General features: G+C 71.9%; 21 protein-coding genes. 8 read left to right on the forward strand and 13 right to left on the reverse strand.

From position 1 onward, the window contains the following. The first annotated feature begins 149 nt into the window (after nt 1–149). The gene (locus tag IE308_RS15750; protein WP_190218447.1) at nt 150–1,592 is read left to right on the forward strand and encodes a cytosine permease; all 1,443 of its coding nucleotides are present in this window, start codon (nt 150–152) and stop codon (nt 1,590–1,592) included. 12 nt (nt 1,593–1,604) lie between these two features. On the opposite strand, the gene IE308_RS15755 is transcribed toward IE308_RS15750, so the two are convergent. The 4 genes from IE308_RS15755 to IE308_RS15765 form a co-directional block, all read right to left on the reverse strand. Beyond that, nucleotides 1,605–2,693 carry a branched-chain amino acid aminotransferase gene (locus tag IE308_RS15755; RefSeq protein WP_110630961.1) on the reverse strand — a complete coding sequence of 363 codons (1,089 nt, stop codon included), beginning with the start codon at nt 2,691–2,693 and terminating at the stop codon, nt 1,605–1,607. A gap of 253 nt (nt 2,694–2,946) precedes the next feature. Next, nucleotides 2,947–3,990, reverse strand: coding sequence for a 3-isopropylmalate dehydrogenase (locus tag IE308_RS15760; protein WP_190218448.1), 1,044 nt, complete (start codon nt 3,988–3,990; stop codon nt 2,947–2,949). Nucleotides 3,991–4,075: 85 nt separating this feature from the next. Then, nucleotides 4,076–4,207: a hypothetical protein gene (locus IE308_RS37225; protein ID WP_110630956.1), complete on the reverse strand. Its 132-nt coding sequence runs from the start codon at nt 4,205–4,207 to the stop codon at nt 4,076–4,078. A 194-nt stretch (nt 4,208–4,401) separates the two neighbouring features. After that, nucleotides 4,402–5,319 carry a LysR family transcriptional regulator gene (locus IE308_RS15765; RefSeq protein ID WP_190218825.1) on the reverse strand — a complete coding sequence of 306 codons (918 nt, stop codon included), beginning with the start codon at nt 5,317–5,319 and terminating at the stop codon, nt 4,402–4,404. A 102-nt stretch (nt 5,320–5,421) separates the two neighbouring features. Here IE308_RS15765 and IE308_RS15770 point away from each other — a divergent pair, with 102 nt between their 5' ends. The 3 genes from IE308_RS15770 (at nt 5,422) to IE308_RS15780 (ending at nt 7,689) form a co-directional block, all read left to right on the forward strand. Beyond that, nucleotides 5,422–6,417: an NADP-dependent oxidoreductase gene (locus tag IE308_RS15770; RefSeq protein WP_190218449.1), complete on the forward strand. Its 996-nt coding sequence runs from the start codon at nt 5,422–5,424 to the stop codon at nt 6,415–6,417. A gap of 96 nt (nt 6,418–6,513) precedes the next feature. Then, nucleotides 6,514–7,398 (forward strand): alpha/beta fold hydrolase, encoded by an 885-nt coding sequence (locus IE308_RS15775; protein ID WP_190218450.1) that lies wholly within the window; start codon nt 6,514–6,516, stop codon nt 7,396–7,398. A gap of 84 nt (nt 7,399–7,482) precedes the next feature. Continuing rightward, nucleotides 7,483–7,689 carry a DUF5988 family protein gene (locus tag IE308_RS15780; protein WP_110630948.1) on the forward strand — a complete coding sequence of 69 codons (207 nt, stop codon included), beginning with the start codon at nt 7,483–7,485 and terminating at the stop codon, nt 7,687–7,689. 75 nt (nt 7,690–7,764) lie between these two features. Here the strand turns inward: IE308_RS15780 and pruA are convergent, their stop codons facing one another. Beyond that, entirely contained in the window at nt 7,765–9,396 is a 1,632-nt protein-coding gene (gene pruA / locus IE308_RS15785; protein ID WP_190218451.1) for an L-glutamate gamma-semialdehyde dehydrogenase, read from the reverse strand. A 48-nt stretch (nt 9,397–9,444) separates the two neighbouring features. After that, a complete protein-coding gene (locus IE308_RS15790) occupies nt 9,445–10,371 on the reverse strand; it encodes a proline dehydrogenase family protein (RefSeq protein WP_190218452.1) in 927 nt (308 codons plus the stop codon). Nucleotides 10,372–10,533: 162 nt separating this feature from the next. Between IE308_RS15790 and IE308_RS15795 the strand changes: the two genes are divergently transcribed. Beyond that, on the forward strand, nt 10,534–11,715 hold the full coding sequence (locus IE308_RS15795) for a PucR family transcriptional regulator (RefSeq protein WP_190218453.1): 1,182 nt from the start codon (nt 10,534–10,536) through the stop codon (nt 11,713–11,715). A 12-nt stretch (nt 11,716–11,727) separates the two neighbouring features. Here the strand turns inward: IE308_RS15795 and IE308_RS15800 are convergent, their stop codons facing one another. Then, the gene (locus tag IE308_RS15800; protein ID WP_190218454.1) at nt 11,728–12,318 is read right to left on the reverse strand and encodes a TetR/AcrR family transcriptional regulator; all 591 of its coding nucleotides are present in this window, start codon (nt 12,316–12,318) and stop codon (nt 11,728–11,730) included. Between the two features lie 97 nt (nt 12,319–12,415). Between IE308_RS15800 and IE308_RS15805 the strand changes: the two genes are divergently transcribed. Next, the gene (locus IE308_RS15805; protein WP_190218455.1) at nt 12,416–13,951 is read left to right on the forward strand and encodes an MFS transporter; all 1,536 of its coding nucleotides are present in this window, start codon (nt 12,416–12,418) and stop codon (nt 13,949–13,951) included. A gap of 74 nt (nt 13,952–14,025) precedes the next feature. On the opposite strand, the gene serA is transcribed toward IE308_RS15805, so the two are convergent. The 6 genes from serA to IE308_RS15835 all read right to left on the reverse strand — a co-directional run bounded on the left by serA (nt 14,026) and on the right by IE308_RS15835 (nt 23,946). Further along, on the reverse strand, nt 14,026–15,615 hold the full coding sequence (gene serA / locus IE308_RS15810) for a phosphoglycerate dehydrogenase (protein ID WP_190218456.1): 1,590 nt from the start codon (nt 15,613–15,615) through the stop codon (nt 14,026–14,028). A gap of 227 nt (nt 15,616–15,842) precedes the next feature. Further along, nucleotides 15,843–16,841 carry a ketol-acid reductoisomerase gene (ilvC, locus tag IE308_RS15815; RefSeq protein WP_110630930.1) on the reverse strand — a complete coding sequence of 333 codons (999 nt, stop codon included), beginning with the start codon at nt 16,839–16,841 and terminating at the stop codon, nt 15,843–15,845. Between the two features lie 122 nt (nt 16,842–16,963). Further along, complete coding sequence (ilvN, locus tag IE308_RS15820) at nt 16,964–17,488, reverse strand: acetolactate synthase small subunit (protein ID WP_030942875.1); 525 nt, start codon at nt 17,486–17,488, stop codon at nt 16,964–16,966. Between the two features lie 21 nt (nt 17,489–17,509). After that, on the reverse strand, nt 17,510–19,360 hold the full coding sequence (locus tag IE308_RS15825; RefSeq protein WP_190218457.1) for an acetolactate synthase large subunit: 1,851 nt from the start codon (nt 19,358–19,360) through the stop codon (nt 17,510–17,512). A 218-nt stretch (nt 19,361–19,578) separates the two neighbouring features. Continuing rightward, nucleotides 19,579–22,569: a putative bifunctional diguanylate cyclase/phosphodiesterase gene (locus IE308_RS15830; protein ID WP_373314507.1), complete on the reverse strand. Its 2,991-nt coding sequence runs from the start codon at nt 22,567–22,569 to the stop codon at nt 19,579–19,581. A gap of 435 nt (nt 22,570–23,004) precedes the next feature. Further along, nucleotides 23,005–23,946 carry a 2-hydroxyacid dehydrogenase gene (locus IE308_RS15835; RefSeq protein WP_110630924.1) on the reverse strand — a complete coding sequence of 314 codons (942 nt, stop codon included), beginning with the start codon at nt 23,944–23,946 and terminating at the stop codon, nt 23,005–23,007. Between the two features lie 74 nt (nt 23,947–24,020). Here IE308_RS15835 and IE308_RS15840 point away from each other — a divergent pair, with 74 nt between their 5' ends. Together IE308_RS15840 and IE308_RS15845 are read left to right on the forward strand one after the other, a co-directional pair. After that, on the forward strand, nt 24,021–25,019 hold the full coding sequence (locus tag IE308_RS15840; protein ID WP_110630922.1) for an aldo/keto reductase: 999 nt from the start codon (nt 24,021–24,023) through the stop codon (nt 25,017–25,019). Nucleotides 25,020–25,128: 109 nt separating this feature from the next. Beyond that, on the forward strand, nt 25,129–26,298 hold the full coding sequence (locus IE308_RS15845; RefSeq protein WP_190218458.1) for a PQQ-dependent sugar dehydrogenase: 1,170 nt from the start codon (nt 25,129–25,131) through the stop codon (nt 26,296–26,298).

Consider the following 26,298-nt stretch of genomic DNA (forward strand, 5'->3'; position numbering starts at 1 on the left):
GGCACCTCCCTGCCTCCCTCTTGCATTCCTTCGCGTTAGAGCAACACTCTAAACACGAGATTCACGCAACGGAAAGCTTGACGCGGAATCTCGGAGCACGGAGATTGAACGTCGCTCTAACCCACTGGCGGCGTCGAAGGAGACCAGCCATGCCCATCGAACAACGCGGAGTCGACACCATCCCCGACGAGGAGCGCACCAGCGGGCCGCGCGACCTCGTGTCGATCCTGCTCGGGTCCAATCTCTGCTTGGGCGTCATCGTCTTCGGCTGGCTGCCGCCGTCGTTCGGCCTCGACTTCTGGTCCTCGATCAGCTCGATCGTCGCGGGCACCCTGGTGGGGACCGCCCTGACGGCCCCGCTGGCGCTGATCTCCCTGCGCACCGCGACCAACCTGTCCACCTCCTCGGGCGCCCAGTTCGGCGTGCGGGGCCGGCTGATCGGCTCCGTCGTCGGCCTGCTGCTCGCGCTCGGCTACACGGCGCTGACCGTGTGGATCGGCGGTGACGTGATGGTGGGCGTCCTCGGCCGGCTGGTCGGGCTGCCCGCGGACGGGGTGTCGTACGGCGTGGTCTACGGACTGCTCGCCGCCGCGACCGTCGCGGGTGCCGTGTACGGCTACAAGGTGCTGCTCGCGATGTCCCGCGTCCTCGCGATCGGCATGACCGCGCTGCTGGTGCTGGGCCTGGTCGCCTACGCCCCCGATTTCACCACGAGCGCCCTGCCGGAGGCCGGCGGCTATCTGCTGGGCGGGTACTGGCCTACCTGGCTGCTGGCGGCGGTGGCGGCCGGGCTGTCCGGCCCGATCGCCTTCATCACGCTCCTCGGCGACTACACCCGCTACATCTCCCCCGCCCGACACACCCCGCGCCGCGTGCTGCACGCGACCTGGCTGGGCCTGATCCTCGGCCTGCTGGTGCCGCAGCTGTTCGGCACGTTCACCGCGTACGCCGCCCGCGCCGCCTTCGACTACGCGGGGCCGCTGGTGGACGCCTCGCCCGCCTGGTACCTGGTGCCGCTGCTCCTTGCCGCCTCCGCGGGCTCGGTCGGCAACGCGGGTCTGATGCTGTACTCGATGGGCCTGGACCTGGACGCGATCCTGCCGCGCGCCTCCCGCGCCGCGGCCACCTACACGGTCGCCGTGGTCGCCACGGTCTGCGTCTTCGTCGGGCACTACGCCTCGACCGCACAGGACGCGATGACCTCGTTCGTGCTGCTGCTGACCGCGATCGGCACGCCGTGGGCGGTCATCACGCTGATCGGCTTCGTCCGCTGCCGCGGGGTGTACGACGCGGACGCCCTGCAGGTCTTCAACCGGCGCTCGCGGGGCGGGATCTACTGGTACCGGGCCGGCTGGAACGTCCGCGCGGCCGTCGCCTGGGCGCTCGGCGCCTTCACCGGTCTGCTCGCGGTGTCGCTGCCCGAGTACGAGGGCCCGCTGCTGGCGTACACCGGCGGCGTCGACTGCAGCTTCCTGCTGTCGGGCCTGGTCGGCGGGGTGGTGTACCTGCTGCTGACGCCGGCCCGGGCAGCCGTGAGGGCCGCCCCGGAGACGGACTCCGAGGCGGCCCTCAGTGTGCGCGGCGAGAGCTGAACTCCGCTCGCGTCAGGCCAGCTTGTGCATCCAGCCGTGCTTGTCCTCCGTGACGCCGCGCTGGATGCCCAGCAGGGCCTCGCGCAGGCGCAGGGTGACCTGGCCGGGGGTGCCGTCGCCCTGGGTCCACTCGGCGCCGTCGGTCTTGACGGTGCCGACGGGGGTGATGACGGCGGCGGTGCCGCAGGCGAACACCTCGGTGAGGGCGCCGCTCTCGGTGTCGGCCCGCCACTGGTCGATGGAGACGCGGGCCTCCTCCGCCTCGTAGCCGAGGTCGCGGGCGACCGCGAGGAGCGAGTCGCGGGTGACGCCCTCCAGGATGGAGCCGGTGAGGGTGGGCGTGACGATCTTGTTGCCGTACACGAAGTACAGGTTCATGCCGCCGAGTTCCTCGACCCACTTGTGCTCGACCGCGTCGAGGTAGCAGACCTGGTCGCAGCCGCGGGCGGCGGCCTCGGCCTGGGCGAGCAGGGAGGCGGCGTAGTTTCCGCCGGTCTTGGCGTCGCCCATGCCGCCGGGGACGGCGCGGACGCGGTCCTGGGAGGCCCAGATCGACACGGGCTTGACGCCGCCGGGGAAGTAGGCGCCGGCCGGGGAGGCGATCACGATGAAGAGGTACTCGTTGGCGGGCTTGACGCCCAGCCCGACCTCGGTGCCGATCATGAACGGACGCAGATAGAGGGACTCCTCGCCGCCGTGCGCGGGCACCCAGTCCTGGTCCTGCTGGACCAGCGCGTCGCAGGCCTCGATGAACGTCTCGACCGGCAGTTCCGGCATCGCGAGCCGCTTGGCGGACCGCTGGAAGCGCTTGGCGTTCTGGTCGGGGCGGAAGGTGGCGACGCTGCCGTCGGGCTGGCGGTAGGCCTTGAGGCCCTCGAAGATCTCCTGGGCGTAGTGCAGGACGTTGGTGGCCGGGTCGAGCGGGATCGGCGCGTACGGGACGAGCTGCCCGTCGTGCCAGCCGCGGCCCTCCGTCCACTTGATCGTCACCATGTGGTCGGTGAAGTGGCGGCCGAATCCCGGGTTGGCCAGGATCGCCTCCCGCTCCGCGGCGGGGAGCGGGCGGGCCGAGGGCTTGAGCTCGATCGTGGGCGTCGTCATGAGTGGATGTCCTTCACCGGTTGTCGTGACGGGCCGCAGCTCGTCCCGGAACCGGTCTGGCGACCGGTGGTAGGACGTCCGAGCTTTCCCTCATATCGCGGCTCCGCGTTCGATTATCGCGCGGGGCCCGCGATCGAAGGAATCCGGGGGAAGCGGCCCAGGGGTTGATGGTGGCACCCGGGGCCGCGTACGGAAAGCCGCCGGGTGCGGAGTGCGACCCGACGGCTTCGAGGGTTTTCGAGCAGCGCGGGTCTCAGCCGGCTACTCGTACGGCGAGGGCGTCGCCGATCTCCGAGGTACTGCGGGCGGGCTGCCCGGCGCGCTCGGTGAGGTCGGCGGCGACCGCCTCGTCGATGCGGTCGGCCTCGGCGTCGTAGCCGAGGTGGCGCAGCAGCAGGGCGACGGACAGGACCGTGGCGGTGGGGTCGGCCTTGCCCTGGCCGGCGATGTCCGGGGCCGAGCCGTGGACGGGCTCGAACATGGACGGGAACTCGCGGCTGGGGTTGATGTTGCCCGAGGCCGCGACGCCGATGCCGCCGGAGACGGCCGCGGCGAGGTCGGTGATGATGTCGCCGAAGAGGTTGTCGGTGACGATGACGTCGAACCGCTCGGGCTGGGTCACCAGGTAGATGGTGGCGGCGTCGACGTGGATGTACTCGGTGGTGACGTCGGGGTACTCCTGGGCCACCTGGTTGAAGATGTTCGTCCACAGGTGGCCGGCGAAGGCCAGCACGTTGTTCTTGTGGACGAGGGTGAGCTTCTTGCGCGGGCGGGCCTGGGCGCGGGCGAAGGCGTCACGGACGACGCGCTCGACGCCGTAGGCCGTGTTGACGGAGACCTCGGTGGCGACCTCGTGCGGGGTGCCCTTGCGGATGGTGCCGCCGTTGCCGGTGTAGGGGCCCTCGGTGCCCTCGCGGACGACGACGAAGTCGATCTCCGGCTGTCCGGCGAGCGGGGTGGCGACACCCGGCAGCAGCTTGGACGGCCGCAGGTTGACGTGGTGGTCGAAGGCGAAGCGCAGCTTGAGCAGGAAGCCCCGCTCCAGCACGCCGGAGGGGACGGACGGGTCGCCGATCGCGCCGAGCAGGATCGCGTCGTGCTGCTTGAGTGCGTCGAGGTCGGCGTCGGTGAGGGTCTCACCGGTGGCGTGGTAGCGCCGGGCGCCGAAGTCGTACTCCTTGGTCTCCAGCTTCACATCCTGCGGAAGGACGGCGGAGAGGACCTTCAGGCCTTCGGCCACGACCTCCTGGCCGATGCCGTCACCGGGGATCACTGCGAGATTGATGCTGCGAGACATGTCGGCACCCTACTCCTCGTCCCAGGTGATGACACAGGGCGTCCGCGATGCGGACAGCACGGACACCCTTTCGGGCGACCCGGGCTCAGTGGCCGGTGGCGCCGCCGTTGTCCCGGCGGTCGAGGGCGCGCTGGAGGGCGGCGGCGGCGTTCTTGCGGTCGGCCTCGCTGGTACGGGAGGCGTGGCGGACGCGGCGGCGGACGGTCGTCTCGGCCATGGTGATCGACTCCTTCGGAACGCACCTGGAGCGCGGAAGAGAAAGGGGGTCACGAGAAGCCGGAAGGGGCGGGGAGCGTCGGTGCCGCAGGGGTTGCCTGCTTCGGGGCCCGGCTCACGACCGCCGTTCGCTGGGTCGAGCGAATGGTTCGGCTTCTACAAAGCTAGAGGAGGCCGGAGCATCTGTCTCCACAATTACTCGGACTTCCTACTATCTGAGACGGTGGATTGGGTCACACGGCTCTGACCTGCGCGAAGCTCACGGATCAGGGCGCGTACGGCGGCCGTGCGGGCCAGCTCCGGAGTGGTGACCCAGCCGACCTGCCGGGTGGGGCGGGCGGGTCCGAGGCCGGTGACGGCGACGGTCGGCGGGGGCGCGGCGAGGGACAGCGCGGGCATCACGGCCATGCCGAGGCCGCTGCCGACCATGGACAGCACGGCCCCGTCGTCCTCGGCGCGCACGGTGGCGGGCGGCAGCCAGTCCTGGGCGGCCCACCAGGCGCGTGTGTAGGAGGAGCAGTTCTCCGTCCAGTCGACCAGCGGCAGCGACCGCGGGTCGGGGTGCCCGGCGGGGTGGACCAGGGAGTACGGCTCCTGGAGCAGGACGCCCGTGACCAGTCCGGGCGGGACGGGGGCGCTGGTGCCGAGGGTGGCGATGCCGAGGTCGGCCCGGCCCTCGGCGACCTCGCCGGCGGTGCCGGGGCCGATCTCACGGACGACGGTGACGGTCGGTTCGATGCCGGGGTGGCGGGCGGCGAGCCGTTCCAGGGCGGGCGGCAGCAGGTGCAGGGCGGCGCTGCGGAAGGCGGCGATGCGCAGGGGCCCCGCGGGCTCGGCGGCGGCGCCGCCCCGCACGTCGGCGACGAGCGCGTCCAGCATCCGCAGCACGCGGCGGGCGTGGGCGGCGGCGCGCTGCCCGGCCGGCGTGGGGCGGGCGCCATGGCGGCCGCGGTCGAAGAGGACCGCGCCGAGCTTGCCCTCGATGCCGCGCACGGCGTGCGAGACGGCGGACTGGGTGGTGCCGAGCCGTGCGGCCGCCGCCGAGAAACCGCCCTCCTCCGCGACCGCGACAAGGGTGCGCAACTCCTGCGGCGCAAGATCGACCGAGCCCATCCGGGCCTCCCACCTGCTGCTATGAGGGCCGCTCATGGAAGGGCCCGTTCCATGAGCGCAACCCTCTGCCCGGTCCGCGCATTCCTCCCTACGGTCCCTGCCATGACCGACACCGCGCTCACCGTGCAGCAGACCGCCCGCCCGACGGGTTTCCCGACCCCCGGCCACTTCCGCTTCGCGGAGTCCGCGGTCCCCGACCCGGCGCCGGGCACGGCGCTGGTGGAGAACGTCCTGTGGTCCGTCGACCCCTACCACCGCGAGATGATGGACGGCGACTTCGCGCTGCACGCGCCTCTGGAGGGCCGCACGATCGGCCGGGTCGTCGCCTCCCGCGACCGCTCGCTGCCGGAGGGCGCCCTCGTCTTCCACCGCCACGGCTGGCGTACCCACGCGGTCGTCCGCCCGGACGAGACCCGGCTGCTGCCGGACTTCGCCGGGGTGCCGCTGTCGGCGCACCTGAGCCTCCTGGGCGGTACGGGGCTCACGGCGTACGTCGGCCTGACCCGCGTCGCCCGGCTGCGCGAGGGTGAGGACCTGTTCGTCTCGGCGGCGGCGGGCGGGGTCGGCACGGCGACCGGCCGCTTCGCCCGCCTGCTGGGCGCGGGCCGGCTGGTCGGCAGCGCGGGCTCGGCCGAGAAGGTCCGCCACCTCACCGAGCGGGTCGGCTACGACGCGGCGTTCGACTACCACACCGGCCCGGTCGCCGAGCTGCTCGCGAAGGCCGCGCCGACGGGCGTCGACATCGCCGTGGACAACGTCGGCGGCGAGCAGCTGGCCGCGGCGGTCGGGGCGCTGCGGGAGCGCGGGCGGATCGTGCGCGTCGGCACGGTGGGCCAGTACAACACGCCGGGCGCCGCGCCGGCGGCGTTCGATCACGCCGCCGTGGTGGAGAGGAGCCTGCGCATCGAGGGCTTCCTGGTGCGCGACTACACGGCCGTACAGGAGGAGCTGTACGCGTTCGCCGTACCGCATCTGCAGAGCGGCGCGCTCGTGCCGGACGAGACGGTGGTGGACGGCTTCGAGCACATCGTGGAGGCGTTCCTGTCGATGCTGCGGGGCGGGAACACCGGCAAGATGCTGGTGCGCGCGGCAACCTAACCCCCGTAAGTGACTTGACCAGTTAGCACGCCTCGTGATGGACTGCGGCCACGTGCAACCGCTCAACACCTCTTAACTGGTTAGAAAGGTGGCGTCATGTCCGCCCACCAGGTCCACCACCGCACCACCACCGTCCGCGGCCACGAGGTGTACTACCGCGAGGCCGGGCCCGCCGACGCGCCCGTCCTGCTGCTCCTGCACGGCTTCCCGACCAGCTCGCACATGTTCCGGGACCTGATCCCGCTGCTCGCGGACACCTACCGGGTGATCGCCCCCGACCACATCGGCTTCGGCCGCTCGGCGGCCCCCGCGGCGGCCGGCTTCCGCTACACCTTCGACGAACTCGCCGCCGTGACCGAGGAGTTCACCGAGCAGCTCGGCCTGAAGGAGTACGCCCTCTACATCCAGGACTACGGCGCCCCCATCGGCCTGCGCCTCGCGCTCGCCCACCCCGACCGGGTCACGGCGATCGTCACGCAGAACGGCAACGCCTACGAGGAGGGCCTGGGCGAGCGGGCCTGGGCGCCGGTGCGGGCGCTGATCGAGGAGCGCACACCGGCCACCGAGGCGGCCGTGCGGGAGATCTACACGCTGGAGGGCATCACCTGGCAGTACCTGCACGGCGTACCGGAGGATTTCCTGGACCTGGTCAGCCCGGACGCCTACGAGCACGACGCGGCCCGGCTGGCCCGCCCCGGCCAGGCGGAGATCCAGCTCGACCTGATCTCCGACTACGGCGCGAACTTCGCCCTCTACCCGGCCTTCCAGGAGTACTTCCGCACCAGCCGGGTCCCCCTGCTGGCGGTGTGGGGCGCCCACGACGAGATCTTCGTGCCGGCCGGCGCCCTCGCCTTCCTGCGGGACCTGCCGCGGGCGGAGGTGCACCTGCTCCCGACCGGCCATTTCGCGCTGGAGACACACGCCGGGCAGATCGCCGGCCTGATGCGGGACTTCCTCGGCCGGCACCTGCCGACGGCCTGAGCCCGGTTGCGGCACGGGCCCGGTCGGCCGATCCTGCCGGACGGGGGGACATCGCGACACGGCAGCGAGCGGGACGGTGACGTCATGACCCACGCGGCGAAGGCAGTGCTCCACGGCGGACCGGAGGACCTGGAACGACGGATCGTCCCGATCACCCCTCCGGGCACGGAACTGAAGATCCCCCACAAGGGCGGCTACGAACACTTCAAGGTGACCGGACGCCACGAGGACACCGAGGAGGGCCACCTCCCGGTGTTCGAGTGGTGGGAGCGCACGGAGGTGGCCGAGTAGCGCGTTCCCCGGGCGCCGGCAGCACGGCGGGCCGGGCCCCGCGAGGGACCCGGCCCGTCCGGCACGCCGTGGGCGTCAGCCCATGTGCGGGTACGTGTAGTCGGTCGGCGGGACCAGCGTCTCCTTGATGGCGCGGGTCAGGGTCCAGCGCATCAGGTTCTGCGGGGCGCCGGCCTTGTCGTTGGTGCCGGAGGCGCGGCCGCCGCCGAAGGGCTGCTGGCCGACGACGGCGCCGGTCGACTTGTCGTTGATGTAGAAGTTGCCGGCGGCGTAGCGCAGCTTCTGCGCCGTGTACGCGGCGGCGGCGCGGTCGTTGGCGATGACCGAGCCGGTCAGGGCGTAGTCGGAGACCGACTCCATCTGCTCCAGCATCTCGTCGTACTTGTCGTCCTCGTAGACGTGCACGGCGAGGATCGGGCCGAAGTACTCGGTGGTGAACACCTCGTTCTCCGGGTCGGAGCACTCGATGACGGTCGGGCGGACGAAGTAGCCCACCGAGTCGTCGTAGGAGCCGCCCGCGACGATCGTGCAGGCCGGGTCGGCCTTGGCGCGGTCGATGGCGGCCTTGTTCTTGGCGAAGGCGCGCTCGTCGATGACGGCGCCGATGAAGTTCGACAGGTCGGTGACGTCGCCCATGGTGAGGTAGTCGACCTCGGCGGCGAACTCCTCCTTGAAGCCGGAGTTCCAGATGGACGCCGGGATGTAGGCGCGGGAGGTCGCCGAGCACTTCTGGCCCTGGTACTCGAAGGCACCGCGGGTCAGCGCGGTCTTCAGCACCGCGCGGTCGGCCGACGGGTGGGCGACCACGAAGTCCTTGCCGCCGGTCTCACCGACCAGACGCGGGTAGGAGCGGTACTTCTCGATGTTCTGGCCGACCGTCTTCCACAGGTACTGGAAGGTCTTGGTCGAGCCGGTGAAGTGGATGCCGGCGAGGTCCCGGTGGTTCAGGGCGACCTCGGAGACGGCGATGCCGTCACCGGTGAGCAGGTTGATGACGCCCTTGGGCAGGCCCGCCTCCTCCAGCAGCTGCATCAGCAGCACGGCGGCGTGGGTCTGCGTCGGGGACGGCTTCCAGACGACGACGTTGCCCATGAGGGCCGGGGCGGTCGGCAGGTTGCCGGCGATGGCCGTGAAGTTGAACGGCGTGATCGCGTAGACGAAGCCCTCCAGCGGGCGGTGGTCCAGGCGGTTCCACACGCCCGGGGAGTTGGCCGGGGGCTGCTCGGCCAGGAGCTGGCGGGCGTAGGCGACGTTGAAGCGCCAGAAGTCGACCAGCTCGCAGGGGGTGTCGATCTCGGCCTGCTGGGCGGTCTTGGACTGGCCCAGCATGGTGGAGGCGGCCATGGTCTCGCGCCACGGCCCGGCCAGCAGCTCGGCGGCGCGCAGGAAGATCGCCGCGCGGTCGTCGAAGGAGAGCGCGCGCCAGGCCGGCGCGGCGGCGAGCGCCGCGTCGATGGCGTCCTGCGCGTCCTGCTGGGTGGCGTTGCGGTACGTGCCGAGGACGGCCTTGTGGTTGTGCGGCTGCACGACCTGGAAGGACTCGCCGCCGCCCATGCGCTTCTCACCGTTGATGGTGCAGGGCAGGTCGATCGGGTTGTCGGCCAGCTCCTTCAGCTTGGCCTCCAGGCGGGCACGCTCGGGCGAGCCGGGGGCGTAGCCGTGCACCGGCTCGTTGACGGGGGTGGGGACCTGGGTCACAGCGTCCATGGGTTCCGTAACTCCTTGACTTGAGCGGTGTTGCGAGCGGGTGCGGGCTCAGCCCTTGCTGACCATCGAGCGCAGGAAGAAGCGCAGGTTCGCCGGCTTCTCCGCGAGACGGCGCATGAAGTAGCCGTACCAGTCGGTGCCGTAGGCGGTGTAGACGCGCATGCGGTGGCCCTCGGCGGCCAGCCGCAGGTGCTCCTCGCCGCGGATGCCGTACAGCATCTGGAACTCGTACTCGTCGAGCTTGCGGCCGGCCTGCCGGGCCAGCTCCTGGGCGATGGAGATCAGGCGCGGGTCGTGGGACCCGATCATCGGGTAGCCCTCGCCCTCCATCAGGATCCGCAGGATGCGCACGTACGCCTTGTCGATCTCGTGCTTCTGCTGGTAGGCGACCTCGGCGGGCTCCTTGTAGGCGCCCTTGACGAGGCGGACCCGGCTGCCGGACTCCGCGAGGCCGCGAGCGTCGGCCTCGGTGCGGAAGAGGTAGGCCTGGATGACGCAGCCGGTCTGCGGGAAGTCCTTCCGCAGCTCCTCGTGGATGGCGAACATCGAGTCGAGGGTGGTGTGGTCCTCCGCGTCGAGGGTGACCGTCGTGCCGATGGCGGCGGCGGCCTCGACGACCGGGCGGACGTTGGCGAGGGCCAGCTCGTGGCCGCCGGGCAGCGCCTGGCCGAACATGGACAGCTTGACGGACATCTCGACCCTCTCGCCGAGGTCGAGGTCCTTCAGCCGGCCGATCAGCTCCAGGTAGGCGTCGCGGGCGGCGGCGGCCTGCTCGGGGGTGGTGATGTCCTCGCCGACGACGTCCATCGTCAGCTCCAGGCCCTTGGCCGTCAGGTCCTTGATGATCGGCACGATGTCGTCGACGGTCTCGCCGGGGATGAAGCGGTCGACGACCTGCTTGGTCACCGGGGCCGCCGAGATCAGGCGTCGCATCCGGTCGCTGCGCGACGCGGCGAGAATCACGGGACCCAGCACGGGGCACCTCCACAAAGTGCAACAGGACGGCCGAAACCCAACGTCCGGGAACGGCACGGAGAACCACCGTGAAACCTAAGGATCCCTCCGATCCTGGGCCATCGACAGCTGTCACGCATCCGTGCCCGGGATCTCAGACAGATGTATGAGAAGCCTTCGGCCATGCGGGACAATGCCGGGGTGGCGGCGGAACACAGGGGTGACTACCAGGAGCTGGTCGACGAGATCTCGGAGCTGCTGGGCGCCCCGGCGACCCTGGAGAACCGGGACTTCGAGCTGATCGCCTTCGGGGCGTACGACGACGAGGGCGACCTCGACCCCACGGCCCTGGACCCGGTCCGCACCCGCTCGATCCTCACCCGGCGCTCCACGGCCGCGGTCCGCTCCTGGTTCGAGGGCTTCGGCATCGCCCGCGCGACCGGCCCGGTCCGCATCCCGCCCACCCCGGAGGCCGGGGTGTACCGGGGCCGGATCTGTCTGCCGGTACGGCACCGGGGTGTCGTCCTCGGTTACGTCTGGCTGCTGGACGACGACCCGGGCCCCACCGACGCCCAGTTGGCCGCCGCCATGGAGGTGACGGCGCGGATCGGCGACCTGCTCGCGGACGAGGCGCAGTACGGCGCCGACCTGACCCGGGAGTTCCGGGCGGTGCTCACCGCCGAGCCCGGCTGGCGGCAGGAGGCGGCGGTGGCCGCGCTGCGCACCGCGCTGGGCCCGCGCGGCGAGGGCCCGCACACGGTGGTGTGCGTCGCGCCGTGGCCGTCGGCCGACCCCGACGACGCGCCGTCGGCCCGTACGGTGCCGCACGCGACCGCGCTGTGCACGGTGCCGTGGGGTGCCGGCGGGCAGTGTCTGGCGCTGCTGGTGCGGCTGCGCTCGACGGACGTGCGCGTCCCGGCGCTGACGGCGGCGACGCGGCTGCTGCGGGAGGGCGCCCGCGCGGCGGGCGTCGGCGAGGTCCGCACCGGCCTGGCCGAGCTGGGCGCCTCCTGGCGGGAGGCGTCGGCGGCGGCCCGGGCCGCGCTGGCCGAGCCCCGCCTCGGGCCGGTCGCCGAGTGGTCCCGGATCGGCCCGTACCGGCTGCTGACGGCGCTGTCGGCGCCCGCCGCGCACGACCCGGCCGTGGCCCCGCTGCTCGCCCCCGCCCACCGGGAGCTGGCCCGCACGGCGGAGTCGTACCTCGACCACGCGGGTCAGGCGGGCCGCACCGCCGCGGCCCTCGGCATCCACCGCCAGACCCTGTACTACCGGCTGTCCCGGGTGGAGCAGCTGACGGGCCTGGACCTGGACGACGGCGAGGACCGCCTGCTGCTGCACATGGCGCTGAAGGGGGCGCGGCTGTAGGGGGCCGCGGGTTCAGCGTGCCGTCGCGCCCTCGATCACCCGGCGCAGCCCCTCGGTGAGCTGTGCGGCGTCGGTCGCCGAGTCGGGGTCGAACAGCCACTGGACCATCAGGCCGTTGAGCAGGGTCTGGTAGAAACGGCCCTCGGTCTCGACGTCCCCGGCGTCCAGTTCGTCCTCGGGTACGCCGTTGAACAGGGACAGGATGCCCTTGCGGCCCTCCACCTGGGCCTCGGCCAGCAGTTTGCGGACCTCCGGCAGCCGGTCGCCCTGGAAGAGCAGCTCGAAGCTGAGCAGCCAGACCGCCCGCGACTCGGGCACGGCCCGGATGATGCCCGCCCAGACCTCCTGGAAGCGCTCCAGCGACCCGGCGGGCGACGTCACGCCGGCGCCCGCGTCCGCCCGCGGGTCGAAGCTCTCCCCCACGCCCTCGATCAGCGCCACGTACGCCTGCACGAGCAGCGCGTCCTTCGAGCCGTAGTGGTAGCCGATCGAGGCCAGGTTGGTCCCCGACTCCTTGACGATGTCGCGCGCCGTCGTGCGCAGGAAGCCCTTCTGGAGCAGGCAGCGCTTGGCGCCTTCGAGCAGATCCTCACGGTGTCCCATGCCGGGCAGCCTACCGCCGATCCATACAGCCGTCCCATACGCATGATTTATACGAGCGTTCTAGACAGTCGTTTAATACATGCGTACAGTCCTCGGCATGACGAACCCCCTCCCCTCCTCTGACCCCTCCTCCCGGGCCGGACGCCGCGAATGGACCGCCCTGGCCGTGCTGATGCTGCCGCTGATGCTGGTCTCGATGGACGTCTCGGTGCTGTACTTCGCCATCCCGGCGATCGGCGCCGACCTGGAGCCGAGCGGCACCCAGCAGCTGTGGATCTTCGACATCTACGCGTTCGTGCTGGCTGGCCTGCTGATGACGATGGGATCGCTGGGCGACCGCATCGGCCGCCGCCGGCTCCTGCTGATCGGCGCCGCCGCCTTCGGCACCGCCTCCCTGGTCGCGGCGTACGCCGACAGCGCCGAGACGCTGATCGCCGCCCGCGCGGTCCTCGGCGTCGGCGGGGCGACCCTGATGCCGTCGACGATGGCGCTGATCCGCACGATGTTCACCGACGCCGGCCAGCGCGCCAAGGCGATCGGCCTGTGGTCCGGCGTGATGACGGCCGGCATCGCGCTCGGCTCGGTGCTCAGCGGGGTGCTCGTCGAGTTCTTCTGGTGGGGCTCGGTCTTCCTGGTCAACCTGCCCGCGATGGTCCTGCTGCTGGTCCTCGGCCCCGTCCTGCTGCCGGAGTCCAAGGACCCGCGCCCCGGTCGCTTCGACTGGCCGAGCGTCCCGCTGTCGCTGGCCGCCGTGCTCCCGGTGATCTACGGCCTGAAGGAGATCGCGTCCGAGGGCTGGCACCCGCTGTACGTCGTCTCGGTCACCGTCGGCCTGCTCTTCGCCGCGCTCTTCGTCCACCGCCAGCGCACCGCGGCCTCCCCGATGATCTCCCCCGCCCTGGTCCGCGCCCACGGCTTCGCCCCGGCGGTCGTGCTCAACCTGGTGTCGTCGTTCGCGATGATGGGCTCGGCCTTCTTCACCACGCAGTACCTGCAGTCGGTGCTCGGCAGGAGCGCACTGGAGGCGGCCCTGTGGGCGCTGCTGCCCTCGGTGCCGATCGGCATGGCGGCCCCGGCGGCCACCGCCCTGGTGCGCAGGGGCGTCGGCCGGGCCACCGTCGTCGGCGCCGGGTTCCTGACCGGCGCGGCCGGGTACGGGCTGCTGGCCCTCGCCGGCACCGACTCCCTGTGGCTGGTGCTGACCGCCTGCGCGGTGCTCGCCTGCGGGATCGTCACCGTGATCTCCCAGATCACCGACCTCGCGATGAGCGCGGCGCCGGTGGAACGGGCCGGCTCCGCGTCCTCGCTGATGGAGACCGGCGGCGAGTTCGGCGGCGCGCTGGGCATGGCGGTCCTCGGCTCCATCGGTACGGCGGTGTACCGCCACGAGATGCCGGAGTCCGCGCCCGCCGTGGCCAGGGAGACCCTGGGCGGGGCGCTGGCTGTCGCCGACCGCGTCCCGGGCCTGGCGACCGCGGCGCGGGAGGCGTTCACCGCCGGTATGCAGGGCGCGGCGATCGCGGGGGCGGTGCTGCTGCTGGGGGCGGCGGTCCTGGCGGTGCGCGCACTGCGCGGGGTGCCGGTGAGGGAGGAGGCGGCGGCCGAGGAGCCGGCCGAGGCGGCCGCCCGCTGAGACACCCCTCGAAACGACGAACGCCGGGAGAGCCGAGGCGAGGGCCTCGGCTCTCCCGGCGTTTCAGAGCCGGGTCAGACCAGGTTCACGGACCGGGCGGACGTCGCCCCGATCTCCGCCGCCAGCTCGGTCAGCACGCCAGGGTTCACCGTGTCGTCGACGGTCAGCACGGCCAGCGCCTCGCCGCCGGCCGCCGCGCGGGCGACCTGCATGCCGGCGATGTTGATGCCCGCCTCGCCGAGGATGCGGCCGACGGTGCCGACGACACCGGGACGGTCCTCGTACTTCAGCACCACCATGTGGTCGGCGAGCGCCAGGTCGACGTCGTACTCGCCGACGGCCACGATCTTCTGCACGTGCTTCGGGCCGGCCAGCGTGCCGGAGACCGACACCTCCTCGCCGGTGCCGAGCGTGCCGCGCACGGTGACCACGTTGCGGTGGTCGGCCGACTCGGAGCTGGTGGTCAGGCGGACCTCGACACCGCGCTCCTGCGCGAACAGCGGGGCGTTGACGTAGGAGACCGTCTCGTCGACGACGTCCTCGAAGACACCCTTGAGGGCCGACAGCTCCAGCACCTTCACGTCGTGCTGGGTGATCTCGCCGTACACCTCGACGTCCAGCCGTACGGCCACCTCGCCCGCGAGCGCGGTGAAGATACGGCCGAGGCGCTCCGCGAGGGGCAGGCCCGGCTTGACGTCCTCGGCGATGACGCCGCCCTGGACGTTCACCGCGTCCGGCACCAGCTCACCGGCGAGCGCGAGGCGCACCGACTTGGCGACGGCGATACCGGCCTTCTCCTGCGCCTCGTCCGTGGACGCACCGAGGTGCGGGGTGGCGACGACCTGGTCGAACTCGAACAGCGGGGAGTCCGTGCAGGGCTCCTTGGCGTACACGTCGAGGCCGGCGCCGGCGACCCGGCCCTCCTTCAGCGCCGAGTACAGCGCCTCCTCGTCGACGATGCCGCCGCGCGCGGCGTTGACGATGCGCACGCTCGGCTTGACCTTGCGCAGCGCCTCGTCGCCGATGAGGCCGAGGGTCTCGGGCGTCTTCGGCAGGTGGACGGTGATGAAGTCGGAGACCTCCAGCAGCTCGTCCAGGCTCAGCACCTTCACGCCCATCTGCGCGGCGCGCGCGGGCTGCACGTAGGGGTCGTAGGCGACGACCTTCATGCCGAAGGCGGACATGCGCTGGGCGACCAGGGCGCCGATGCGGCCGAGGCCGACGACGCCGAGGGTCTTCTCGGCCAGCTCCACGCCCGTGTACTTGCTGCGCTTCCACTCGCCGTTCTTCAGCGCGGCGTTGGCCTGCGGGATGTTGCGGGCGGTGGCGAGGATCAGACCGCAGGCCAGCTCGGCGGCGGTCACGATGTTGGAGGTGGGGGCGTTGACGACCATCACGCCGGCCTTGGTGGCGGCGGAGACGTCGACGTTGTCCAGGCCGACGCCGGCGCGTGCGACGACCTTCAGCTTGTTCGCGGCGGCGATCGCCTCGGCGTCGACCTTGGTCGCCGAGCGGATCAGGATCGCGTCGACGTCGGCGATGGCGGGGAGCAGTTCGGCGCGGTCCGCACCGTTGCAGTGCCGGATCTCGAAGTCCGGGCCGAGCGCGTCGACGGTCGCAGGCGACAGCTCTTCAGCGATGAGTACGACGGGTTTCGAGCTCACGTGGTCCTCACATGTGCGATGCGGACGGCCGTCCCGACGGCCGCAGGCGGAGGAGGGGGCTAGCCGCGGAAGACGCACGACGCTGTGGGCCTGACGCGTTGTTGTTGAGCAGTGTAGTGGCGCCACGCCGTGCGTTCTTCGCCTCTACGGAAGGATCACCCGTCCGTGGCTGGACGGGGTGGACAACAGGGGCCGGAGCGGTCCGCTCCAGCCCCTGTCGGCGAGGCTTACGCCTCCTCGTCGACCCAGCTCATCAGCTTGCGCAGCTGCTTGCCGGTGGTCTCCAGCAGGTGCTCGGAGTCCTGCTGCTTGTACTCGTTGTACTTCTTCAGGCCGCCGTGGTACTCGTCCATCCACTGCTGGGCGAAGGTGCCGTCCTGGATCTCGGCGAGGACCTTCTTCATCTCGGCCTTGGTGGCGTCGGTGATGATCCGCGGGCCGGTGACGTAGTCGCCCCACTCGGCGGTCTCGGAGATCGACCAGCGCATCTTCTCCAGGCCGCCCTCGTACATGAGGTCCACGATCAGCTTCAGCTCGTGCAGGCACTCGAAGTAGGCGATCTCCGGCTGGTAGCCGGCCTCGGTCAGCGTCTCGAAGCCCGCCTTCACCAGCGCGGCGGTGCCACCGCACAGCACGGCCTGCTCACCGAACAGGTCGGTCTCGGTCTCCTCGGTGAAGGTCGTCTTGATGACGCCGGCGCGGGTGCCGCCGATGCCCTTGGCGTACGACAGGGCCAGCGCGAAGGCGTTGCCGGAGGCGTCCTGCTCGACGGCGGCGATGCACGGAACGCCGCGGCCCTCCTCGTACTGACGGCGCACCAGGTGGCCCGGGCCCTTCGGGGCGACCATGCAGACGTCCACGCCGGCCGGGGGCTTGATGAAGCCGAAGCGGATGTTGAAGCCGTGGCCGAAGAACAGCGCGTCGCCGTCCTTCAGGTGCGGGGCGATGGACTCCTCGTAGACCTGGGCCTGGATCGGGTCCGGCACCAGGATCATGATGACGTCCGCCTCGGCGGCGGCCTCGGCCGGCGTCACCACGCGCAGGCCCTGCTCCTCGGCCTTGGCCTTGGACTTGGAGCCCTCGTGCAGACCGACACGCACGTCGACACCCGAGTCACGGAGCGACAGCGCGTGGGCGTGGCCCTGGCTGCCGTAACCGATGACCGCGACCTTGCGGCCCTGGATGATGGACAGGTCGGCGTCGGCGTCGTAGAACAGCTCGGCCACTTTGGGTTCTCTCCTTGGAGTGCTGGTGTTGCGTCCCACCGTATGACGGCGGGGGGAAGGGAGGTTTCGGGGTCTCGGTATACGGGCGGCCCCGTCGTCCGGAAGCCGCCCGTACGGCCGCGTCAGGCGCTGCGGTCGAGGGCGCGCAGCGAGCGGTCGGTGATCGAGCGGGCGCCCCGGCCGATCGCGATGGTGCCGGACTGGACCAGCTCCTTGATGCCGTACGGCTCCAGCATCTTGAGCATGGCGGACAGCTTCTCGCTGCTGCCGGTGGCCTCGATGGTCACGGCCTCCGGGGAGACGTCGACGGTCTTGGCGCGGAACAGCTGGACGATCTCGACGATCTGGGAGCGCGTCTCGTTGTCGGCGCGGACCTTCACCAGGACGAGTTCGCGCTGCACGGCCTGCGACGGCTCCAGCTCGACGATCTTCAGGACGTTCACCAGCTTGTTGAGCTGCTTGGTGACCTGTTCGAGAGGCAGGTCCTCGACGCCCACGACGATGGTGATGCGGGAGATGTCGGGGTGCTCGGTGACGCCCACGGCGAGCGAGTCGATGTTGAAGCCGCGGCGGGAGAACAGGGCGGCGATCCGGGCGAGGATGCCCGGCGTGTTCTCCACCAGGACGGAGAGCGTGTGCTTGGACATGATCTTTTACGTCTCTCTCGCTCAGTCGTCTTCGTTGTCGCCGAAGTCGGGGCGGACGTCCCGGGCGGCCATGATCTCGTCGTTGGAGGTGCCGGCGGCGACCATCGGCCAGACCATGGCGTCCTCGTGGACGATGAAGTCGATGACGACCGGGCGGTCGTTGATGGAGTTCGCCTCCTCGATGACCTTGTCCAGGTCCTCGGGGCGCTCGCAGCGCAGGCCCACGCAGCCCATGGCCTCCGACAGCTTCACGAAGTCGGGGACGCGGGTGCCCCTGGCCTCCGGGTTGATGTCGTCGGGGCCGCTGTGCAGCACGGTGTTGGAGTAGCGCTGGTTGTAGAAGAGGGTCTGCCACTGGCGGACCATCCCGAGGGCGCCGTTGTTGATGACGGCGACCTTGATCGGGATGTTGTTCAGGGCGCAGGTGGTCAGCTCCTGATTGGTCATCTGGAAGCAGCCGTCGCCGTCGATCGCCCAGACCGTCTGTCCGGGGGCGCCGGCCTTGGCGCCCATGGCGGCCGGGACGGCGTAGCCCATGGTTCCGGCGCCGCCGGAGTTCAGCCAGGTGGCGGGCTTGTCGTACTGGATGAAGTGCGCGGCCCACATCTGGTGCTGGCCGACGCCCGCGGCGAAGATCGTGCCCTCGGGGGCGAGCTGCCCGATGCGCTCGATGACCTGCTGCGGGGACAGCGAGCCGTCCTCGGGCTGGTCGTAGCCGAGCGGGTAGGTGTCGCGCCAGCGGGAGAGGTCCTTCCACCAGGCGCTGTAGTCGCCCTTGTGGCCCTCGCTGTGCTCCTTCTGGACGGCCTGGATCAGGTCGGCGATGACCTCGCGGGCGTCACCGACGATCGGCACGTCCGCGGCGCGGTTCTTGCCGATCTCCGCCGGGTCGATGTCGGCGTGGACGATCTTGGCGTACGGGGCGAAGCTGTCCAGCTTGCCGGTGACGCGGTCGTCGAAGCGGGCGCCGAGGGCGACGATCAGGTCGGCCTTCTGCAGCGCGGTGACGGCGGTGACCGCACCGTGCATGCCCGGCATTCCCACGTGCAGCGGGTGGCTGTCGGGGAACGCGCCGAGCGCCATCAGGGTGGTGGTGACGGGCGCTCCGGTGAGTTCGGCGAGGACCTTCAGCTCGGCCGTCGCCCGGGCCTTGAGGACACCGCCGCCGACGTACAGGACGGGCCGCTTGGCGCCGGTGATGAGCTTCGCGGCCTCGCGGATCTGCTTGGCGTGCGGCTTGGTCACCGGGCGGTAGCCGGGCAGGTCCATGACGGGCGGCCAGGAGAAGGTCGTCTTCGCCTGCAGGGCGTCCTTGGCGATGTCGACCAGGACCGGGCCGGGCCGGCCGGTGGAGGCGATGTGGAAGGCCTGCGCGATGACCCGCGGGATGTCCTCGGCCTTGGTGACCAGGAAGTTGTGCTTGGTGATCGGCATGGTGATGCCGACGATGTCCGCCTCCTGGAAGGCGTCCGTGCCGATCGCCTTGGAGGCCACCTGCCCGGTGATCGCCACGAGCGGCACCGAGTCCATGTGGGCGTCGGCGATCGGGGTGACCAGGTTGGTCGCGCCCGGGCCGGAGGTGGCCATGCAGACGCCGACCTTGCCGGTGGCCTGCGCGTAGCCGGTGGCCGCGTGGCCGGCGCCCTGCTCGTGGCGGACCAGGACGTGGCGCACCCGGCTCGAGTCCATCAGCGGGTCGTACGCGGGAAGGATGGCACCGCCGGGAATGCCGAATACCGTGTCGGCGCCGACCTCCTCGAGAGAGCGGATGAGGGACTGCGCACCCGTGACGTGCTCGACGGGCGAGGGCTGCTGTCCTCCGGATCGGGGCCGCGGCTGCGGATGATGGGCCCCGGTGGCCTGCTCGGTCATCGGCATTCTCTTCTCGATGCTGAGGGTTTTTGCGAAGTTTGGGCGATGTACGACTGCTGCTGGTGCAACAAAAAACCCCTCGTGCCGTAAGGCAAGCGAGGGGAGCGCGCCGGGTGGGAGTGCTGAGCGATCAGGGCTCAGCGTCAGCCGACGCGCTTTCCAAGTACGAGAATTCGGGTGCGCATGGCACTGACCCTCCCCCCGGCACGCACCCGGTGTCAAGTGGGTGGGACGGGAGTCTCATTATGTGAGCGGAGGGCCGTCCCGCCTCCCACAACGACCGAGACGCCACTGGTGTACACCCCGGATCCGCCGCCCGCGAGAGCCGGTTCGGCCGGGCCGTGCGGGACCGGGAGATGGCCGGTTCCGAGCGCTCTGCGCAGCCGGTACTCGTCCAGCGGTCCGGCGAACGCCATGCCCTGCCCGTGGGTGCAGCCCATCGCGCGCAGGGCGACGACCTGCTCGGGCAGGTCCACGCCCTCGGCGACGGTCTGCAGGCCGAGGTCGCCGGCGATCCGGAGCAGACCGCCGGTGATCTTGTGCAGCCGGGCGGACTCCACGACGCCCTCGACCAGGGTGCGGTCGACCTTGAGCACGTCCAGCGGGAGCCTGCGCAGCGCCGTGAGGGCCGCCCAGCCGGTGCCGAAGCCGTCCAGGGCGATCCGGACCCCGAGCCGCCGCAGCGCCGTCAGACGCCGCTCCAGCTCGTCCAGCGGCACCCCCGGGTCGAGGTCGGCCAGCTCGATCACGAGCGACCCGGAGGGCAGCCCGTGCCGGGTCAGCAGCGCCTCGATCGAGCCGAACGGCATCGACCGGTCCAGCAGCCGCCGGGCGGGCATCCGGACCGCGACCGGCACGGTCACACCGGAGGCGTGGCGCTCGGCGGCCTGCTCGACGGCTTCCTGGAGCATCCAGCGGCCCAGCTCGGCGGTCTTGTCGCTGTCCTCGGCCACCCGCAGGAACTCGGCGGGGGTGAAGAGCACGCCCTGCGAGGAGCGCCAGCGGGCCTGCGCGGCGACGGCCGTGATCCGGCCGTCGACGAGCCGCGCCACGGGCTGGTGCAGCAGCGTGAACTCGCCGTCGTGCAGCGCGGCCCGCAGCCGGGTGGCCAGCTCGGCCTTGCGCACGACGTCCTGCTGCATCTGTGGCTTGTACAGCTCGACGCGGCCCTTGCCGCCCGCCTTGGCCCGGTACATCGCGAGGTCGGCGTTGCGCAGCAGCTCCCCCGCGCCGAGACCCGGCTCGGCGAAGGCGACGCCGATGGAGGCGTTGACCCGGACGTCGTTGCCGTCGATGGCGTACGGCTGCGAGAGCGTGACCCTGAGGCGGTCGGCGAGCTCCAGGATGTGGCGCTCTCGGGCGGAGCGGTCACGGGTGGTGTCGCCCGCGATCAGGGCCGCGAACTCGTCGCCGCCGAGCCGGGCCGCGGTGTCCCCGTGCCGGACGGCGTCCTGGAGTCTGCGGGCGGCCTGGACGAGCAGTTCGTCGCCGGCCTGGTGCCCGATGGTGTCGTTGACGGCCTTGAAGCCGTCGAGGTCGATGAAGAGCACGGCGGTGTTGCGCAGCGCGAGGCCGCGGTCGGAGGAGCGGCGCCCGGACAGCGCCTGCTGGACGCGGGTGGTGAACAGGGCGCGGTTGGGCAGGTCGGTGAGCGGGTCGTGCTCGGCGTTGTGCTGGAGCTGTGCCTGCAGGCGCACGCGCTCGGTGACGTCCCGGCTGTTGAAGATCAGGCCGCCGTGGTGGCGGTTGACGGTCGACTCGACGTTCAGCCAGCCTCCCTCGCCGGAGCGGAAGCGGCACTCGATGCGGGTGGTGGGTTCCTCCTGGGGGCTGGCGGCGAGGAAGCGGCGGATCTCGTGCACCACGCAGCCCAGGTCCTCCGGGTGGATGAGGTTGGCCAGTTCCGTGCCCACCAGGTCCTCCGCGGGGCGGCCGTAGACCCCGGCGGCGGCCGGGGAGACGTACCGCAGGATGCCGTTGGGCGCGGCGATCATGATGACGTCGCTGGAGCCCTGTACCAGGGAGCGGAAGTGGTTCTCCTTCTGCGCGAGTTCCTGGGTGAGGGTCATGTTGTCGAGCAGCATGATGCCCTGGCGGGCCACGAGGGCGAGCACGACGGTGCCGCCGGTCAGCAGGACCACGCGGGAGACGCTGTGGCCGTTGAGGACGTTGTAGAGGATCCCCAGGGTGCACACCGCGGCGGCGAGGTACGGCGTGAGCGCGGCGAGGGAGCCGGTGATGGGCCGGGTGGCCGGATACCGCCCCTGCTCGCCGCCCGGCTGGGGTGCCGCCGGGGGCCGGCCGGGTGTGCGGCGGCCGGGCAGGTGCTCGTGGACGACGCGGGTGTGGCCCTCGCCGTCGCGCGTGTGGCGGGCGGCCCAGGGGGCGTAGGCGAGGAGCAGGGAACCGGCGAACCAGCCCGCGTCGAGGAGCTGGCCGGAGCGGTAGTTGTTGTGCAGCAGCGGCGAGGTGAACATCGCGTCGCACATCACCGTCAGGGCGAGCGCGCCGATCGCCGTGTTGACGGCCTTGCGGTTCACCGCCGAGCGGCGGAAGTGCAGCACCAGCACCATGCTGACGAGGGCGATGTCGAGCAGCGGATACGCCAGCGACAGCGCGACGTGCGCGACGCTCGGACCGTCGGACCGGGCGGCCTGGGCGAGCGCGAGACTCCAGGCCAGGGTGAGCAGCGAGCCCGCGATCAGCCAGGCGTCCAGCGCGAGGCAGATCCAGCCGGCCTTGGTCATGGGCCGCTTGGCGAGCACGAGCAGTCCCACGATGGCGGGCGGCGCGAAGCACAGGAAGAACAGGTCGGCGGAGGAGGGGCTGGGCACGGGCCGGTCGAGCACGACCTCGTACCACCCCCAGACGCCGTTGCCGAGGGCGGCCATCGCCGAGGAGAGGGCGAAGAGCATCCAGGCGGCCCGGAACCGGACGCGGCGGGAGCGCGCGTACAGCAGGCAGGAGACGGCGGCGGTGCCGGCGGCCCCGGCCAGTCCGAAGTCGCCCATGATCAGGGCGAGTTCGCTCGATCCCCAGCCGAGCGCGGAGCCGACGGCGTATCCCCCGCACACCAGGGCCAGCAGCATCTGGTGGACCATGTTCCCCCCGGTGGCGGGGGCCGGCGGGCGGGGCAGGGGCACGTGCGCGGACGGCTGCGGGCGCAGCGTCGACCCGAAGGCGGTCACGGGAGGCGGCGGCGAGTTCACCGTTCCCTCCCGGTCCGCGCCGCCGCCCCCCGGTCCCGGGGGGTGCGGTGCACTGGGTGCGCATGCCTGCGGCGGCCGGTCGGCCGGCGGTGCGGGGTCGGCCGGCCGCTGTGCCGATGCGGATGGCTGCGGTACTCCCTGTGATCGGCGTGGTGACCGCGTCTGCGCGCGGCCGTGCGCCAGGGTCGCCGCCGGCTGCCCTGCCGCGTCGGATCGTTCGTCCATAGGCCGTGCATCGCCCGTCGCCCCCCTCACAAGTCTGAAATGTCCGTCCCCGGCGCCGAACGGTGCGCGGCGCATCCCCTGTCGGGACGATACACCAGTCTCGTCACTCAGGGACATAGCTTCTCTACGCTCCGTGACGACCAGCGGGAACGTGGGCACGGACCGCGTTCCCAGGACTGCGGAGGGTACGCGCGGCGACGGCGCGGCGGGTCAGGCGCCCGTCGTGAGGATCACGTTGCGCAGCGGCTCGCGGTTCACGAAGCGCGTCAACTGGTCCACCAGGAGCCGTTTGGCGCGCGGCATGAAGGCGGAGGTGGGGCCGCCGACGTGGGGGGTGACGAGCACGCCCGGGGCGCGCCACAGGGGGTGGTCGGCGGGCAGCGGCTCGGGGTCGGTGACGTCGAGGGCGGCGGTGATCCGGCCGGTCTCCACCTCGGCCAGCAGCGCTTTCGTGTCGACGACGGGCCCGCGGGCGACGTTGACCAGCAGGGCGCCGTCCTTCATGCGGGCCAGGAAGGCGCCGTCCACGAGGCCCCGGGTGGCGTCGGTCAGCGGCGTGGAGAGGACGACGACGTCCGCCTCGGGCAGCAGTGCGGGCAGATCGGTGAGCGGATGCACGGGGCCGCGCGCCGTCGTGCGCGCGGAGCGCGCGACGCGCGCCACCCGCGCGAGCTCGAAGGGCGCGAGCCGGTCCTCGATGGCGGCGCCGATCGAGCCGTAGCCGACGATGAGGACGGTCTTGTCGGCGAGGGCGGGCCGGAAGCCGCCGAGCCAGGCGCCGCGGTCCTGGGCGCGGACGAAGTCGGGGATTCCGCGCAGCGAGGCGAGGATCAGGGTCAGCGTCAGCTCGGCGGTGCTGGCCTCGTGCACACCGCGCGCGTTGCACAGCCGCACCCCGGGCCGCAGGTGCTTCAGGCCCGGCTGCACGTGGTCGATGCCGGCGGACAGGGTCTGCACGACCTCGACGGAGGTCATCCGCGGCAGCGGCCGCACGCCGACGTCGGACGGCTTCATGTACGGCACCACGTAGTACGCGCAGTCCGCGGGGTCGGCGGGGAAGTCCGGCCCGCCGTTCCAGAACCGGTAGTTCGGCCCCTCGGGGAGCCCTTCGATCTCGTCCGCGGGGATGGGCAGCCACACGTCAGCAGTCATGTCAGGAGGCTATGTCAGGGCCCGGACAGCCCAGAGGTTAGGTTGGGTGCCACGAGAGGGAGGGTCACGAGCAGGTGGAGCGCAGGACGATCGGCGCGACGGCACTCTCCGTGGGGGCCGTCGGACTCGGGTGCATGCCGATGAGCTGGGCCTACAGCGCGTCCCGGCAGCGGGGCGAGGAGTCGCTGAGGGCGGTCAACCGGGCGCTGGATCTGGGCTCGACGCTGCTGGACACGGCCGACATGTACGGCCCGTTCACCAATGAGCTGCTGCTGGGGCGCGTGTTGAAGGAGCGCCGCGCGGACGCGTTCGTGTCGACCAAGGTCGGCCTGCTCGTCGGCGAGCAGCACATCGTGGCCAACGGCCGCCCCGGCTATGTGAGGCGGGCCTGCGACGCCTCGCTGCGCCGGCTCCAGACCGACGTCATCGACCTGTACCAGCTGCACCGCGCCGATCCCGAGGTACCCGTGGAGGAGACCTGGGGGGCGATGGCGGAGCTGGTGCGGGCGGGCAAGGTGCGGGCGCTGGGGCTGTGCGCGGTCGGGGTGCGCGGGGGCCGCCGCCCGGGCGGCGGCCTGTACGACGCGACCCTGCGGCAGCTGCGCCGGGTGCAGCAGGTCTTCCCGGTGAGCGCGGTGCAGGCCGAGCTGTCGGTGTGGTCGCCGGAGGCGGTGCGGGAGCTGCTGCCGTGGTGCGCGGAGCGCGGCATCGGGTTCCTGGCGGCGATGCCGCTCGGCAACGGCTTCCTGACCGGCACGCTCACCCCGGGCGAGGGGTTCGAGCCGGACGACATGCGGGCCCGGCATCCGCGGTTCACGGCCGAGATGATGGCCGCCAACCAGCCGATCGTGGCCGGGCTGCGGCGGATCGCCGCCCGGCACGGGCCGCACGTCACGCCCGCGCAGGTGGCGCTGGCCTGGGTGCTGGCGCAGGGTCGGCACGTGGTGCCGGTGCCGGGCGCCAAGCGGGAGCGGTGGGTGACGGAGAACGCGGGCGCGGCCGGGCTGCGGCTCACGGCCGAGGACCTGGCGGAGGTGGCGGCGCTGCCGGCGGCGCAGGGGTCCTGGGACTGACCGCGGCGGACCGTCCGACGGCCCCTCCCGGCATCGGGTCGGGGTGATCGGGAACCTGTGAGGCGCGCGCGGTGTATGACAGGGAGAAGCCGCGTCTCGAAGGGGGACCATGATCGTGCGACGTCGAGCTGTCCCGGCCCTGCTGGCCGCTGCCGCGCTCCTGCTCACGGCGGGCTGTTCCGGGGACGGCGGAGGGTCCCCGGGCGGCGCGGCCGCCTCCCCGGGCCGTACGAGCGCGCAGGCCTCGCCGACCGGTTCCGCGGCGGCCGAGCCGACGCCGCCCGCCAAGGGCTCGGTGAAGGTGCTGCGGACCGTCGCCACCGGCCTGAACACGCCGTGGGGGCTGGCCCCGCTGCCCGACGGCGGCCTGCTGGTGGCCTCCCGGGACCGGGCGACGATCACCCGCGTCGACACCGGGACCGGCCGCAAGACCGTGCTGGGCGAGGTGCCGGGGGTCTCCCCGGAGGGCGAGGGCGGCCTGCTCGGCATCGCGCTCTCCCCGGACTACGCGTCCGACCACATGATCTACGCCTACTTCACCTCGGCCTCCGACAACCGCGTCGTGCGCATGCTCTACGACGCGAAGAAGCCCGCCGGTGAGCAGCTCGGCGCGCCCGACACCGTCTTCAAGGGCATCCCGAAGGGCTTCATCCACAACGGCGGCCGGATCGCCTTCGGCCCCGACGGCATGCTCTACGTGGGCACGGGCGAGAGCGGGCAGCGCGGTCTCGCCCAGGACAAGGAGTCCCTGGGCGGCAAGATCCTCCGCCTGACCCCGGAGGGCGAACCGGCCCCTGGCGACCCCTTCCCGGACTCCCCCGTCTACTCCTGGGGCCACCGCAATGTGCAGGGCCTGGCCTGGGACGACAAGCAGCGGCTGTTCGCCTCCGAGTTCGGCCAGGACACCTGGGACGAGCTGAACGCGATCAAGCCGGGCGACAACTACGGCTGGCCGGAGGCGGAGGGCAGGTCCGGCAAGGACGGCTTCCACGACCCCCTCGCGCAGTGGCACACCGACGAGGCCTCCCCCAGCGGCATCGCCTGGGCCGAGGGCTCGATCTGGATGGCGGGGCTGCGCGGACAGCGGCTGTGGCGCATCCCGCTGAAGGGCACCGAGGCCTCGGCCGCCCCGCAGGCCTTCCTGGACGGCGCGTACGGCCGGCTGCGCACGGTCGTCGCGGCGGGCGGGGACAAGCTGTGGGTGACGACCAGCAACACCGACGGACGCGGCCACCCGAAGGACGGCGACGACCGGATCCTGGAACTCCGGGTGAGCTGA

This window comes from Streptomyces griseosporeus, assembly GCF_014656055.1.
In the GTDB taxonomy this organism is placed as follows: domain Bacteria; phylum Actinomycetota; class Actinomycetes; order Streptomycetales; family Streptomycetaceae; genus Streptomyces; species Streptomyces griseosporeus.